The 13,827-nt window shown below is 61.9% G+C and carries 12 protein-coding genes and 4 tRNA genes; 4 read left to right on the top strand and 12 right to left on the bottom strand.

Annotated elements, in window-relative coordinates:
• The 5 genes from DOM36_RS08725 to DOM36_RS08705 all read right to left on the bottom strand — a co-directional run bounded on the left by DOM36_RS08725 (position 1) and on the right by DOM36_RS08705 (position 4,451).
• Positions 1 to 1,014 (bottom strand): lysylphosphatidylglycerol synthase transmembrane domain-containing protein, encoded by a 1,014-nt coding sequence (locus tag DOM36_RS08725; protein WP_157958606.1) that lies wholly within the window; start codon positions 1,012 to 1,014, stop codon positions 1 to 3.
• Positions 1,011 to 1,916, bottom strand: a complete 906-nt coding sequence (locus tag DOM36_RS08720; protein WP_110642705.1) for a class I SAM-dependent methyltransferase — start codon at positions 1,914 to 1,916, stop codon at positions 1,011 to 1,013. Before DOM36_RS08720 ends, DOM36_RS08725 begins: the two co-directional genes overlap by 4 nt.
• Complete coding sequence (locus DOM36_RS08715; RefSeq protein WP_110642703.1) at positions 1,916 to 2,980, bottom strand: glycosyltransferase family 4 protein; 1,065 nt, start codon at positions 2,978 to 2,980, stop codon at positions 1,916 to 1,918. The genes DOM36_RS08720 and DOM36_RS08715 overlap by 1 nt, the downstream gene beginning before the upstream one ends.
• Positions 2,977 to 3,375 carry a 6-carboxytetrahydropterin synthase gene (locus DOM36_RS08710; RefSeq protein ID WP_110642701.1) on the bottom strand — a complete coding sequence of 133 codons (399 nt, stop codon included), beginning with the start codon at positions 3,373 to 3,375 and terminating at the stop codon, positions 2,977 to 2,979. The genes DOM36_RS08715 and DOM36_RS08710 overlap by 4 nt, the downstream gene beginning before the upstream one ends.
• Before the next feature lie 104 nt (positions 3,376 to 3,479).
• A complete protein-coding gene (locus DOM36_RS08705; RefSeq protein WP_110642699.1) occupies positions 3,480 to 4,451 on the bottom strand; it encodes a zinc-binding alcohol dehydrogenase in 972 nt (323 codons plus the stop codon).
• Between the two features lie 439 nt (positions 4,452 to 4,890).
• Between DOM36_RS08705 and DOM36_RS08700 the strand changes: the two genes are divergently transcribed.
• From DOM36_RS08700 to DOM36_RS08690, 3 genes are all read left to right on the top strand, one after another.
• On the top strand, positions 4,891 to 5,652 hold the full coding sequence (locus DOM36_RS08700; protein ID WP_157958605.1) for a CDP-alcohol phosphatidyltransferase family protein: 762 nt from the start codon (positions 4,891 to 4,893) through the stop codon (positions 5,650 to 5,652).
• Positions 5,653 to 5,724: 72 nt separating this feature from the next.
• The gene (locus DOM36_RS08695; RefSeq protein WP_110642695.1) at positions 5,725 to 6,336 is read left to right on the top strand and encodes a YceI family protein; all 612 of its coding nucleotides are present in this window, start codon (positions 5,725 to 5,727) and stop codon (positions 6,334 to 6,336) included.
• Between the two features lie 63 nt (positions 6,337 to 6,399).
• Entirely contained in the window at positions 6,400 to 7,422 is a 1,023-nt protein-coding gene (locus tag DOM36_RS08690) for a succinylglutamate desuccinylase/aspartoacylase family protein (RefSeq protein WP_075570314.1), read from the top strand.
• Positions 7,423 to 7,502: 80 nt separating this feature from the next.
• On the opposite strand, the gene dusA is transcribed toward DOM36_RS08690, so the two are convergent.
• From dusA to DOM36_RS08655, 7 genes are all read right to left on the bottom strand, one after another.
• Positions 7,503 to 8,528 (bottom strand): tRNA dihydrouridine(20/20a) synthase DusA, encoded by a 1,026-nt coding sequence (gene dusA, locus DOM36_RS08685; protein WP_110642693.1) that lies wholly within the window; start codon positions 8,526 to 8,528, stop codon positions 7,503 to 7,505.
• A 490-nt stretch (positions 8,529 to 9,018) separates the two neighbouring features.
• Positions 9,019 to 9,105: transfer RNA gene (locus tag DOM36_RS08680), tRNA-Leu, on the bottom strand.
• 103 nt (positions 9,106 to 9,208) lie between these two features.
• Positions 9,209 to 9,282: transfer RNA gene (locus DOM36_RS08675), tRNA-Cys, on the bottom strand.
• A 160-nt stretch (positions 9,283 to 9,442) separates the two neighbouring features.
• Positions 9,443 to 9,517: transfer RNA gene (locus tag DOM36_RS08670), tRNA-Gly, on the bottom strand.
• Positions 9,518 to 9,580: 63 nt separating this feature from the next.
• Positions 9,581 to 10,129, bottom strand: a complete 549-nt coding sequence (pgsA, locus tag DOM36_RS08665; RefSeq protein WP_075570312.1) for a CDP-diacylglycerol--glycerol-3-phosphate 3-phosphatidyltransferase — start codon at positions 10,127 to 10,129, stop codon at positions 9,581 to 9,583.
• Positions 10,130 to 10,190: 61 nt separating this feature from the next.
• Positions 10,191 to 12,032 carry an excinuclease ABC subunit UvrC gene (gene uvrC / locus DOM36_RS08660; protein ID WP_110642691.1) on the bottom strand — a complete coding sequence of 614 codons (1,842 nt, stop codon included), beginning with the start codon at positions 12,030 to 12,032 and terminating at the stop codon, positions 10,191 to 10,193.
• Between the two features lie 68 nt (positions 12,033 to 12,100).
• A complete protein-coding gene (locus tag DOM36_RS08655; RefSeq protein ID WP_341864697.1) occupies positions 12,101 to 12,856 on the bottom strand; it encodes a response regulator in 756 nt (251 codons plus the stop codon).
• Between the two features lie 345 nt (positions 12,857 to 13,201).
• Between DOM36_RS08655 and DOM36_RS08650 the strand changes: the two genes are divergently transcribed.
• Positions 13,202 to 13,277 (top strand) — tRNA-Ala (locus tag DOM36_RS08650).
• Positions 13,278 to 13,827: the final 550 nt, after the last annotated feature.

Raw genomic sequence — 13,827 nt, 5'->3', positions numbered from 1 at the left:
TCATCCGCAATGCCCTCCCGTGGCGGCTTTTTCTCGAGCCGGGGTCGGCATTGTCGCTGACCCGGACGCTCCTCGACGGATCCGGGTCTCCCGCAGAAGCACCGCCAATCCCGGAAGGCTGGCGGCAAGGATCAGCAGGCCATAAGTCACGGACAGCGCCACGCCCTCTTGCGCGGGAAGGCCGGCCAGCGGCCAGATCAGGGCGGCGGCGCCTTCGCGCAGTCCCCAGCCGGCGATCGTCAGTGGAACCGCCATCGCCATCAGCAGCGGCGGAATCAGTGGCAGCAACTCCGGGAGCGGTCGTTGCAGTCCCAGCGCCTGGGCGGCGCAGAGAAAGACCGCGACATAGGTGGCGATGACCAGCAGCGAGCTGAACAACTGTGCCGGCCACACCGAAACCGCCAGCAGGGCGCGCTTGACGTCATGGCCGAACGTGGCCAGGGCCGGCCAGGGCCGCCGTTTCAGCCCTGTCAGGATGCCGCCGCCCAGCAGCAGCGCCGCCAGCAGGATCCATGGCCCGGTCGTGCCATGCGCCTGCCACGAGTCGATGATGGCCCTGCGTAGCGCCGGCGAGAGGACGACGGCGACAGCTGCAACCAGCAGCAGCGCGATCTGGCCGGAGGCGCGTTCGATGATGACGGCACGGATCGCCGGGCCGGACGTCGATGAGGTCGCGGTTTCGGACGGCGTTTGCGTGTTGCCGTGGCGCCAGGCCCGGGCGGCATCGCCCACGACGCCACCCGGCAGGATCTGATTCAGGAATGTCGCCAGGTAGTATTCGCGGATGGCGGTGGGCCACGGCAACCCGATGCCGACCTGATGCGCCGTCATCCGCCAGCGCCAGGCCGAGAGTACGACCTGGGGAACGCCGATCAGTACGGCCACGACGACCCAGCCCGGCGACAGGTCGCCGAGCCGATCCAGCAGCTGTCGAGTATCCAGCTGCCAGGCGAGTACGCCCAATAGCGCCAGCGTGAACGCCAGGCGCAGGGCGGGCAAGAGCCAGCGGTTCACGCTGGCGCTCCCACGCCGTCGCTTTCCGGCGGTGTGGCGAACAGGTCGCGGTGTCCGACGGTCAATGTCAGCTGTTCGCTCATCAGCCCCTCGAGACGCTGGGTATGCCAGCGCTCGATGCGACGGCTCTGCTGCGGCAACTGTTCGTCCAGCGCGCTGCGCCAGCCGGCCAGCAGGGCTTCAGCCAGCGGCAGGGATTCAGGCCCGAGACGCCAGGGCGAAGTGGCTTCACGGACGTGATAGCCGCGGCGGTGAAGACTCTCGCGAAGATGGCGTGGCGCTTGCGTGCCCATGGCCGAGCCACTGCCCTTGTCGCGGCGTTGATGCGCTTCCAGCGCGGCCAGCATGAACTGGTCGTCATCACTGAACAACGGGGCACCGCTGGCGTCATGAAAGCGAATATGGCCATCGACGCTGAGCGCGAACAGCACCGCGCAATTGTTGATATGGCAAGTCTCGGCCAACGCGTCGGCGTCCGCGGTCGTCAGCAGATCGAACAGTGCCGAGGCCGTGACCAGATCGGCGCCCTGAAGACCGTGTTTCCAGGCATCCACCAGACTCAGTTCCCGGGTCTCGAGGTGGATCGGCTGACCGTCGGCGCTGACGAGCGGCTCGCAGCGCAGCCTCGCGTGAGCCAGCAGTTCAGCGTCGTGATCGATCAGGCGCCAATGCTGGGCGCCGTGGAGCCGCGGCGCCAGATAGCGCAGATTCGAGCCGCTGCCGCATCCCAGGTCCACCAGCGTGCGCTGGATCTCCAGCGCGCGGACCGGCGTGGCACGTCGCGAGAGCCAGCGATCGGCGGCATGGGTGAGCTGGGCATCCCTGGCCCGATGGTCGGCGGGCTCGCGCAAGGTCAGCCATTGATCGCTGAACAGGGCGTCGGCGGACGGCGGCATCGACATCAGCGCATCGCTCCCGTCGACCTGGCACGTTTCATTGCCTCGCCGAACGCCTCGGCGGCGGTTTGCCAGTTGCCGAGCCTATCGCGAATCTCTCGGGCACCCTGGCAATAGCGTTGGCGGGTTTCCGGTTCCTCCAGCATCCGCTTCAGGGCGTCGCGAAGCGCCGTCACATCCCCCGGGGGCACCTTGATACCGGCAGCATCCGGCAAGGTGTGAGCCAGGGCGCCGCCGGACGTGGTCACGACAGGGAGACCGTGGGCGAGGGCTTCGGTAATCACCATGCCGTAACCCTCGTAATGCGAGGGCAGCACGAACAGATCGGCCTGTCGATAATGGGCGGCCAGGCTTTCACGGGTTTGGGCGCCGAGCAGATGGATGCGCTCGCCCAACTGATGCCCGTCGATCGCCTCTCGCACCTTGTCGACATAAGCCTCGGCACGATCGAGCGCGCCGATCAGATCGCACTGCCATGACAGCGCAGTCAGGCCGGCCAGCGCTTCGACCAGCAGATCCTGGCCCTTGCGCGGCGTGACCGTAGCGATACACAGAAGCCGTGGAGTTCCGCTGCCGTCGCCGCTCGCCAGCTCTCCGGTTTCCACCCCCGGTTCGATGACGGCTATCTTTTCCGCCGGCACATCGAAATCGGCCAGTCGGCGGGCGGTGTAGACACTGGTGACGATGACGTTGCCGGCGGCAGCCAGAGCGCGGGTTTCGCTGATCCGAAAGCGCTGCTGCTCGGGCGCACCCAGGCCGGTTTCGTCGGCGAGCGGATGATGTATCAGCGCCGTGATCGACAGTCGCGAGGCGTGACGCTCGACGATCGCCGGCAGTCCGCCCAGCGCGAGCCCGTCGATCACCGCCTGACTGCCATCCGGCAGCGCGGTCAGGGCGCTATCCAGGGCGTGCGATGCGACGGCATCCGGCTCGGGGAAGCGGCCGTCGACTCCGACGACATCGATCTTCCAGCCGCCGTTGCGCAGCGTCTCGACGATACGCGCGTCGTAGACGTAGCCGCCGGTCAACTGACCAGGATCGCCGGCGACGATCAGGGTGAAATCGCTCATAGGCCCCCTTCATAGCTTGCCCAGGCGACGTGCGACTCATGCAGCGTGACGGCCAGCGCGGTGAGATGGCGAGCGCCATCGCCCAGCTCGCCATCGCGGATGGCATGGGACAGACGGTCGAACACGACCTTGGCCATGAATTCGGTCGTGGTGTTGCGACCCTTGAACTCGTCGATCTCGTCGAGATTGTTCAAGGTGAACTCGCCGAGAATGCGTTTCAGAACCTCGCTCGCCAGACCGATATCGACCACCAGATCGTCGGGGTCCAGCTCGGGACGCTTGAAAGTGACGTCGACGACGTAGGTGGCACCGTGCAGTTTCTGCGCCGGGCCGAAGGTTTCGCTGTTGAAACTGTGGGCGATCATCATGTGATCGCGGACGGTCAAACTGAACATTGTTGTCGCTCCTTGACGAGTGCGTCCTCGTTGCATGATTCGTTCGATCCAGCCACTGAATCGCTGATGCACTACGGCGACGAGTTCAATGGCTTTACGCGGTATCAGCCATAGTGGATGCGTTGGCACAGGGTATCGTCTTCGCGCTGACTCAGTCGCTTCAGCGTTTCGGGCAAGTCTCTGAAATGGCTTTCACCGCTGATCAGCACGTCCAGGCAGTCGTGATTGAGCAGCGATAGCGCCAGAGAAAGACGCCGCTTGTGATCCCAGCGGGGGCGATGACCGGGAGAGACGCTACCGACCTGGCTCGACCGCAACGTCAGGCGACGCGCGTGAAATGCTTCACCGAGCGACAGATTGACCTCGCGACTGCCGTACCAGCTCATCTCGAGAACGGTCGCTTCGAATCCCGCCAGCGAGAGGGCGGTCTGCAGGCCATCATTCGAGGCGCTGGCGTGGATGACCAGATCCTGCTCGTCTGCGGCGGTCTGCGGGGTATGGAAGTCGACGCCCAGCGCGTCGCCGAGGAAGCGCTTGCGCTCGTCGATATCGATCAGCTGAACGTGGGCGCCGGGTAGCCGGGCACAGAGCCATGCGACCAGGGCCCCGACCACGCCGGCCCCGACCACGCTGATACGGTCGCCGATGCCGGGGGCGGCGTCCCAAAGCGCGTTGAGCGCCGTCTCCATGTTGGCCCCGAGAACGGCGCGCTGCGGTGGTACATCCGGCGGAAGTGGAACGACGTCGTCGACGGTCACGCGATAATGGGTCTGATGCGGATGAAGGCAGTAGACGTATCGGCCGTGCCAGTCATGTGCGCCCTGTTCGACGACGCCCACGTTGGAGTAGCCGTACTTGACCGGGCCCGGGAAGTCGCCGCTCTGAAACGGCGCGCGCATTCGCTGATATTCGCTGATCGGTACCTGACCATTGAAGACCAGAGTTTCGCTGCCACGACTGATGGCGGAATAGCAGGTTCGCACCATGAGATCGCCGCTGACACTCAACTCGGCCTGGCGAATTTCGCCGGTGCCGTCGCCGAGAGACCAGAAAGCGTGGGCGTAAGGCGTCGTCATTGAGATATCCGCTCCTCGATTGCAGATCTGGATGGCCGGCTCGCTGTTGCGGCGAATGGAGAGGTTGCGCCGAATCGAAGTGCTGCCGTGAGAGGAAGTATGGCAGAGTATGATGATCTAGCATTGTACAGATCATGTACAGGTCAAGATCGAAAAACAGGAATCAGTCAACTCGAGACGTGCCGCGGACCGGTGACGACTTCGGGAAGGCCGAAGGTCTTGGCCGAGGTCCAACGTCAGAGGACCGAAGCTCGCCAGCCACGTGACGGGGGTCGTCATCGGTGGCACTGAACGTTGAGCGCTGACGAGTGAACGGTTCTCGCAAACTGGCCAGCGTGCATCCAGACTTGTACGAGATGCGTAATGGACTTTGACCATCGCAGCCCGAGCGACAGGCGGACGGCGAATGGGACGACGACCATGGTGGGAGGATTCGACGATGCGACATTCATCGGTGCGTATGCCGGCCGCGCCTTCCCGGCGATCCCGATCCATTCGCGGCTGGGCAGAACTGGCAGCGGGGCTGGCGCTGGTGGCTCTGCTGGCCGAGTGGGTACAGTGGGCGTTTTCCGCACCTTCGGGTCTGCGTTTCACGGCTGGCGGGGTCTATGTGGCGATCGCCACGGCCGTGCTCTGGGCGTGGCCCGCGTCGCGCCAGGGCCTGGGCTGGGCCAATCGCATCACGCTGCTGCGCGCCACGCTGATTGCGATCGTCGCCGGCGTGGCGGTCTATCCGGATTTCATTCAGCGTCACGCCGAGGGCATCGCTGCGCTATCGCTGTTGGCGCTGTCGCTGGACGGAATCGACGGATGGGTGGCACGTCGGACCGGCTCCGCGAGCGCTTTCGGGGCGCGCTTCGACATGGAGCTGGATGCGTTTTTCATCGTCGTGCTGTGCACCGCGCTGATCGCCCTGGATAAGGTCGGCGCCTGGATACTGGCTCTCGGGCTGGTTCGCTATGCGTTCGTGATCGCAGGGATGTACTCGCCCTGGCTCAATCGAACCCTGCCCGAGAGCTACTTCCGCAAGACGGTGTGCGTCTGGCAGGTCGCGACGTTGATGGTCTGCCTGCTGCCCTTCGTCTCATCGGCTTGGGCGACCGGTTTTGCGTTGCTCGCGGCGGCGCTGTTGCTGCTCTCCTTCGGGCGGGACATCGTCTGGCTCTGGCGTCGTCGCCCGGTCGACGACACCGGGTTCTGACCCTTCTCGGCTTTGACATCTCTGCCACCCGCGATCCGTTCTCGAATTGGCGCCCAACACAAGGAGGTCTTCATGAGACCAGTACGCTTGCCTGTATTCGCCGCCACTCTGGCACTGATCGTGTCGGGGGCGATATCGACGGCACAAGCCGAACCGAAACGCTTCGAGATCGATCCCGACCATTTCACCATCGCTTTCATGGTGGATCATATGGGTTACGAAAATCTGCTGGGGCAGTTTCTGAAAGGCGAGGGCAGTTTCGTTTACGACCGCGAGACGCAGACGCTGAGCGAGGCCGATGTCACGATTCAGGCCGCTAGCGTCTTCACCAACCTCGATGCCCGTGATCACCACGTTCGCGGTGGCGATTTTCTGGATGCCGAGGATCATCCACGGCTGCATTTCGTGGCAACCGACTTCGAACCGTCCTCCTCGACTACCGGTAGGCTGAACGGGGAACTCACCATGCTGGGGCGCACCGAGCCGGTAACGCTGGATGTCACGCTGAACAAGGATGAGGTCTATCCGTTCGGGCATGGACGCCCCACCTTGGGTCTGTCGGTGCGTGGGGCACTCGACCGCAGCGACTGGGGAATGGATTACGGCGTCGGCAACGGCATGGTCGGCGATCACGTCACCCTGATCTTCGAACTGGAAGCCTTGGAGCAAGATGGCTCGCCTTGATGGCGTGATGGCTTTACGATCCCAGGATCTTCTTTACCGATCCATTCATTATCAAGGGCACTCATGGCGCAGGACGCTTTCACGCTCGTCGGCGAGCGAATCGAGCCCGGCACTCGTCGCCAGGTCGATGTTCCGGTCGCCAAACTCTACACCCACGCGCCAATGCACATACCGGTCGAGGTGGTTCATGGGCGCCAGCCTGGCCCGGTGCTGCTGGTCTGCGGCGCGATCCACGGGGACGAGCTCAACGGGGTCGAGATCGTCCGTCGACTGCTGAGGTTGCCCAACCTCTCGCGGCTTCGGGGAACGCTCATCGCCGTTCCTGTCGTCAATGTCTTCGGTTTCGTGCAGCAGTCCCGCTACCTGCCTGACCGGCGTGATCTCAACCGCTGCTTTCCGGGCAGCGAGGGCGGGTCGCTCGGCTCGCGAATCGCCGCGCTGATGCGCGAGGAGATGGTCGATCGGGCCACGCACATCATCGATCTGCACACGGGGGCGATTCATCGTACCAATCTGCCGCAGATCCGCTCTCAACTGCGCCAGAATCTCGAAACCCAGGCCATGGCGGAAGCGTTCGGGGTGCCGGTAATTCTGAATGCCGAGTTGCGTGAAGGCAGCCTGCGCGAATACGCCCAGAATCGCGGCGTGCCGGTGCTGACCTACGAGGCAGGCGAGGCGCTGAGGTTCGACGAATGGGCGATCGCGCCGGGGGTGAGAGGAATTCGGCGCGTGATGCGCCTGATCGGCATGCTGCCGGCCGACAGCCGAAGACGGTCCCCGCCGCCGGCGGAAATCGCCAACGGTTCCAGCTGGGCGCGGGCACCGATCGACGGCATTCTGAGACCACGCGTCAGACTGGGCGCGCGGGTCGCCAAGCATCAGTCGCTGGGCGTGGTCGCCGATCCGTTCGGCAACGCCGAGGCGCCGGTGGTCGCGAGTGCCGACGGTATCGTCATCGGCATGAGCAATCTGCCGCTGGTCAACGAGGGCGAGGCGCTATTTCATGTCGCTCGCTATCAGGAGATCGACGATGTCGAGAATGCCGTGGAGAGCTTTCAGTCCCGCTACGAGACTACTGGTTTCTAGCACATGGTTTCCAGTACATGGTTTCCACAACATGGTTTCCAGAACATGGCTTCCAGAATGCAGTATCCGGGATGCGACTTCTAGATCGCTTCCATCGATTCGCGCTCTTCCACCAGGCCCACGGCGTCATCGTAGATTCTGATCCCGGCGCCGTCCCGGTGAGCGTGCTCCGACAGATGACGCCGGAAACGGCGACCTCCCTTGCACCCCTGAAACAGCCCCAGCAGATGCCGCGTCACATGGTTGAGCTTGGCGCCCTCGGCGAGACGTTCGATCACGTAGGGTCGATAGGCGCGAGCCACGTCATGCCGTGTCAGGGCCGGCGAATTCTCGCCATAGAGTGCGCTGTCGACACCGGCCAGTAGCCAAGGGTTCTGATAGGCTTCGCGGCCGACCATCACGCTATCGACTCCCTTGACCAGATGCGTCTGGCACGCTTCCAGCGTCTTTACGCCACCGTTGATGCCGATATGCAGTGTCGGATGGCTGGCCTTGAGCCGGTAGACCCGTTCGTAGTTGAGCGGCGGCACGTCGCGATTCTGCTTGGGGGAGAGCCCCTGCAGCCAGGCCTTGCGCGCATGCACGATGAAGGTCTCGCAGCCGGCCGCCGCCACCTGTTCGACGAAGCGTTCGAGATCGGCGTCCTCGTCCTGGTCATCGATGCCGATACGGCATTTCACCGTGACCGGGATCGAGACCGCGCGGCGCATCGCTGTCACGGCCTCGGCGACCTTGTCGGGATATCCCATCAGACAGGCGCCGATCATGTTGTTCTGCACCCGATCACTGGGGCAACCGACGTTCAGGTTGACCTCGTCGTAGCCCCACGCTTCGGCGATGGCCGCGCACTCGGCCAGTTCCACCGGGTCGCTACCGCCCAGTTGCAGCGCCAGTGGATGCTCGACCCCGCTGTAGCCCAGGAAGCGCTCTCGCGGTGCGCCGTGCAGTATCGCGCCGGTCGTGACCATCTCGGTATACAGCAGCGCTCGCCGCGTGAGACATCTCGCCAGCGCGCGATAGTCCCTCGTCGTCCATTCCATCATGGGGGCAACGGAGAAGGTGCGATCAAGCTTTGGCGCGGCAGCGCTGGATAGAAGGTCAGTCATGGCATCGAGGTCATGTTGGATAGCTTGGCCGCCGGATTCTGAATATCGGGATAGTCACTGCTGAATATCGCGATGGAGACGTCAGTAACGTCGGCGCATTATGGGGCGCGGGAGTGTCGCATATTTTTGCAGGTTCTGCATGGCGCGCTCCCGAACTCAAGTCGCTCGGGAGCGTGCCGATAAAGCAATCACCAGATGGTCTGCGGTGCGGGTCAAGCAACAGTAACCGGGCCGGTATCCGGCATCGATGAGCCGGATCTCTATCGCTTCGTGTCGCTTCCCCGCGACGGCTTCGACCCGTTGTACATGGCGGCTTTCACTGTGTGCGATCGGGTCGCTTTTTCTCGATGATTCTCAACCCTATTCAAACCGAATGCTTCAGAGCCTGCATCTCGGATTCAGGCCTTCGTCAACGGTGCCCATCGGGCTGGATTGGATATTCACTGGAGTGTCGCAAGGTAAGCATGACTGCGTCGACTGAAGACCGAAATGGTGCCCGGAGTCGGACTTGAACCGACACGACCTAAAGGTCGAGGGATTTTAAATCCCTTGCGTCTACCGATTTCGCCATCCGGGCCGACAGTATCCGGTCAATCTATCCGGTAACCTTTTTGATCAACAAGGCGCCGGTTGACCTGAGGGAAGCGACCGAATCACGGGGATTCGATGCAAAGAAGAAGTGGAGGCTGGAGTCGGAATCGAACCGGCGTACACGGAGTTGCAGTCCGCTGCATAACCACTCTGCCATCCAGCCTTTCATCGATTGGCCAAAACTGCCGCTGGACCTGGTTTTGCCAGTGCCATCTGCGTCAATTCAGTAAAATCGAAATTTGTGTTCCTGAGCAGGAAAGAAGATCGACCGGGCTGGCGTTCCAGCTCACGACCCTCGTGACCAATTCATTACACTGTGTGTCTGGAGCGGGAAAGGAGATTCGAACTCCCGACCCTCGCCTTGGCAAGGCGATGCTCTACCACTGAGCTATTCCCGCTGAACACGCCGTCGCATTATAAGGATAAGTTGGTAAGTGTCAAACGCTTATGCCACTTTTCGATCACAACGAACGGGTCAGTTCCGGCCAGGCGGCCTTCAGATACTGAATCATCGACCACAGCGTCAAGCCGGCCGCCGCATAGAGAAGAACGATACCGAGATTGGCGATGAGAGTGTCGGGGGGAAAGCCCAGCAGCAGCAGCAGGGAAATCATCTGTAGCGTGGTCTTGGACTTGCCGATCCAGGAAACCGCCACCCGCTTGCGTTGGCCGATCTCGGCCATCCACTCTCGTAGCGCGGAAATCACGATCTCTCGACCGATGATGACCAGCGCGGGCAGCGTCAGCCACCAGGCCTCGTAGCGTTCGATCAGTAGTGCCAACGCGACGGCGACCATGACCTTGTCCGCGACCGGATCGAGAAAGGCGCCGAACGGCGTGCTTTGATTCCAGCGCCTGGCCAGGTAGCCGTCCAGCCAATCGGTAATGGCGGCCAGCCCGAACAGGGCTGCCGTCACCAGCAGGCTCCAGGAATAGGGTAGGTAGAACAGCACCACCATGAGTGGGATGAACACGATTCTTGCCATGGTGAGCATATTGGGGATGTTCATCGTGCCGCTAGCGTCCTTACTGGGGAGTGAAAGTCGGGCATTTTACGCCTGCCGCGTGCGCTCATCCATGGAGCGCCTGATGAATGGTAGCTGCCATCTGTTCATTGATCCCGGGAACGCGTGATAGATCGTCTCTGGTTGCCTTGCGCACGCCCTGAAGACCACCGAAGAAGCGTAACAGTTCTCGCCGACGTTTCGGTCCGACGCCAGGAATATCCTGGAGCGTGGAGGTGCGACGTTGTTTGTCCCGCCGTTGACGGTGGCCGGTGATCGCGAAGCGGTGGGCTTCGTCGCGGATGTGCTGGATCAGATGCAGCGCCGGCGAACCGGTATCGAGATTGAGGGTGCGATCCACGGTCTCGATGAACAGCGTTTCCAGGCCGGCCTTGCGCGTAGTGCCTTTGGCGACGCCGATAAGCGCGACACCGACGACCTCCAGTTCGACGAGGACTTCCCGGGCCATGTTCAACTGACCCTTGCCGCCATCGACGATCAGAATGTCAGGTAGTTTGCCTTCACCTTTCTGAAGTCGCTTGAAACGTCGTGTCAAGGCTTGGCGCATCGCCGCGTAGTCATCGCCCGCCGCGACGCCCTCGATATTGAAACGCCGATAGTCGGATTTGGCCGGGCCATTGTGGTCGAACACGACACAGGAGGCCACCGTGGCTTCGCCGTGGCTGTGGCTGATGTCGAAACACTCGAGCCGGGCAGGGGGAGCCGACATGTCCAGAGCGTCTCGCAGCGATTCGAAACGCTTGCCCAGCTGACTGCGATTGGCGAGCTGGGTGGCCAGATGCTGCTCGGCATTGGTGATGGCCAGACGGCGCCATTGAGCGCGATGCCCCCGCACCTGAGAGGCCACCCGGATCCGGCGGCCGGCATGTTCGCTCAACGCCTCCTGCAGCAATTCTCTGTCGGTCAGCGAATGCGAGGCGATGATCTCGAGCGGGATCTCCTGGGACTGGCCGAGGTAGAACTGGCTGACGAACTCGCCGAGCAGTTCTTCGGCGGCAAGATCCAGGCCGTTGTCAGGCTGATGGTGCCGTGCGCCCAGCATGCGACCCTGGCGAATGGCCAGCACGCTGATGCAGAGCCCGCCCGGCTGCTCTGCCAGTGCGAAGATATCGGCATCGCCATCGGCATTGTCGACGTACTGCCTCTCCTGCAAGCGCCGCAACTGCTGGACCTGGTCGCGCAGTCGGGCGGCTTCCTCGAAGTCGAGCGCATCGCTTGCCTGCTCCATGCTGGCCGTGAGCTGCTGCGTGACCTGCTCGCTGCGGCCCTCCAGACACATCACGGCGTGCTCGATATCCTGCCGGTAATCGGCTTCGCTGATGTAGTCGACGCAGGGCGCGCTGCAGCGCTTGATCTGGTACTGCAGGCATGGACGATGGCGATGCGCGAACACGCTGTCTTCGCAGTTGCGGATGCGAAAGATCTTCTGCATCAACGAGAGGCTTTCGCGAACCGCGGTAGAGCTCGGGTAGGGGCCAAGATATCGACCATCTCGCCGCTTCTGTCGAACGCGCTTGAACTCGAGCGCCGGATACGAATGGCGATCGGTGACGAAGACATAGGGATAGGATTTGTCGTCGCGCAGCAGGATGTTGTAAGGCGGTCGCAGCTCCTTGATCAAGGTCTGCTCGAGAAGCAGGGCCTCGGTTTCGCTGCGCGTGATCGTGACCTGGATATCCTGAATGCGGGCAACCAGTGCCTGGGTCTTGGTGTTCAGCGCGCCACGAAAGTAGCTGGCCAGTCGCGGCTTGAGGCGTTTCGCCTTGCCGACGTAGAGAACGTTGGCGTGCTCATCGAGCATGCGGTACACGCCCGGCGACTCCGAGACCGACTTCAGGAAGTGCTTGGCGTCGAAACGTAGTGGGGTATCGATCGAGGGTTCGCTCATCCCCGCAGTATATCAAAATCCCGCCCGGGCACCGCGGGGATTCTCCCTTTCGTTTGCGCCGGTCCTGGCTATGTCTGAGGTTCAAAGCCGTCCAGCAGACCATGCCGCAGACCGAGGTGCGTCAGCTCCACGTCGGACTGCACCTGCAGTTTGTCGAATATCCGGTAACGATAGGTATTCACTGTCTTGGGGCTGAGGTTGAGTTGTTCCGATATGTGACTCACCTTGTGGCAGTGAATGATCATCGTCGCGATCTGCAGCTCGCGGTGCGAGAGCTGATCGAATGGACTGCATCGGCCTTCGCTGCGTGCCAGAACGACGCGTTGCGCGATATCCGGGCTGATGAACCGCTTGCCACTTGCTACCTGTCGCACCGCGTCTATCATCAGATCCAGCTCGGTCCCCTTGCTGATGAACCCGGTCACGCCGGAATCGATCAGCCGTTGTGCGGTGCCTTCCTCGACCTGCCCCGTAAGCACGATGATTCGGACGGCAGGTTGGTTCTTGAGCAGCTTGAAAATCGTCTCGAGGCCCCCGATACCCGGCATGCGGATATCGATCATCGCGATGTCCGGCACGTGATCGCGGCAGCCCTGAAGCGCCATTTCTCCGCTCTCGGCTTCGGCAACGACCTCGATATCAGGCTCATTGGCCAATACGCGAGCAATGCTCGTGCGCACCAGATGGTGATCGTCGGCTACTAATACCCTGATCAAGATAACTCCTGGATTCCTGCTGCCCTTGAAACTTCGACGACAACCGATGGACCGGTAAAAGGGTGCGATATAACGCTCCGGCCGCTCTACGTATCGGCCGTACGCCATGGGTTGGGCTGCGCGCCTGTTCAGTGGCTCAACTCACCGATATCCACATCAACTGCAATACATCTACAACAATTTTCTTGCGTCCATACCAATAGCCTACATCGATAACGACATCTTATATCTATATCAATGATGATCTTTCTCGAGTCTGCTAGTGCAACTACTACCCATCATGAAGTGTGCCATGTTCCCCGGCCAAATACTCCCTGTTCGAAGGCCAAATTTGCACGTGGCAACTGCGCGAGTCGAGGGATTGCGGCGGGTTTGGTGAAGCGGCGATCCGGGGTTGACCTCGACCTGCATGGCCCTTATAGTGCCTCGCGTCCTTCGGGGCAGCAGTGGTATGGGGCCTTAGCTCAGCTGGGAGAGCGCAACACTGGCAGTGTTGAGGTCAGCGGTTCGATCCCGCTAGGCTCCACCAAGAATACTTTTCGAAAAGCCGCTGGTGCGCAATGCACCCAGCGGCTTTTTCGTATCCGCGCACTGACGGCTTTTTCGTCATTCGATCAAATCGGATCATTGGAATGGCCGGAATTCTGGCGCCTGGGTCATGTGCAGGTCGAGGCATTGCGGTTGTGGAAACGAATTAGCCTGTCTATCGATGGATCTTCTTCCAATCGCTAGGTCGAGCGTCTCGCAAAATGCGATGGGGCGCCGCCATCAATCTGCGGTGAGTCCTGACCACCCGGAGGCGTTGCGAACCCGTATGCAAGAGTTCTTTTTCGATGTGGTAATCAGACCGGCGGGATCGTCTCGGAAGCACTGGGAAGCGTTGGTGCCGGCTTTGCCGGGGTTGAGGGTAGAGGCCTCGAGCGATATGGAGGTCTTCGAGCGACTCCAGGAACTCATTGTCCCGTTCCTGGCTCGACAGCTCGCGAATGGCGAAAGTGTTCCACGGCAGTCGAGAGTCGGTCACTATATGGGGCGTTATGGTCTGGTTTTCTGGCAGTTCCTGTGGGTTCGTCTCGGAC

Origin of the sequence: Salinicola sp. CPA57 (genome assembly GCF_003206035.1) — a bacterium.
Lineage (GTDB): Bacteria > Pseudomonadota > Gammaproteobacteria > Pseudomonadales > Halomonadaceae > Salinicola > Salinicola socius.
Note: the sequence above shows the minus strand (reverse complement) of the source record. Positions and strands in the feature narration are given on the sequence as shown.

Coding starts and splice junctions, on each gene's coding strand:
- DOM36_RS08720 (WP_110642705.1), bottom strand. CDS start 1,916: ATGTCGATGCCGCCGTCCGCCGACGCCCTGTTCAGCGATCAATGGCTG.
- uvrC (WP_110642691.1), bottom strand. CDS start 12,032: ATGAGCGAACCCTCGATCGATACCCCACTACGTTTCGACGCCAAGCAC.
- DOM36_RS08700 (WP_157958605.1), top strand. CDS start 4,891: ATGCGACATTCATCGGTGCGTATGCCGGCCGCGCCTTCCCGGCGATCC.
- pgsA (WP_075570312.1), bottom strand. CDS start 10,129: ATGAACATCCCCAATATGCTCACCATGGCAAGAATCGTGTTCATCCCA.
- DOM36_RS08715 (WP_110642703.1), bottom strand. CDS start 2,980: ATGAGCGATTTCACCCTGATCGTCGCCGGCGATCCTGGTCAGTTGACC.
- DOM36_RS08695 (WP_110642695.1), top strand. CDS start 5,725: ATGAGACCAGTACGCTTGCCTGTATTCGCCGCCACTCTGGCACTGATC.
- DOM36_RS08690 (WP_075570314.1), top strand. CDS start 6,400: ATGGCGCAGGACGCTTTCACGCTCGTCGGCGAGCGAATCGAGCCCGGC.
- DOM36_RS08655 (WP_341864697.1), bottom strand. CDS start 12,856: ATGGCGTACGGCCGATACGTAGAGCGGCCGGAGCGTTATATCGCACCC.
- DOM36_RS08710 (WP_110642701.1), bottom strand. CDS start 3,375: ATGTTCAGTTTGACCGTCCGCGATCACATGATGATCGCCCACAGTTTC.
- DOM36_RS08705 (WP_110642699.1), bottom strand. CDS start 4,451: ATGACGACGCCTTACGCCCACGCTTTCTGGTCTCTCGGCGACGGCACC.
- dusA (WP_110642693.1), bottom strand. CDS start 8,528: ATGACTGACCTTCTATCCAGCGCTGCCGCGCCAAAGCTTGATCGCACC.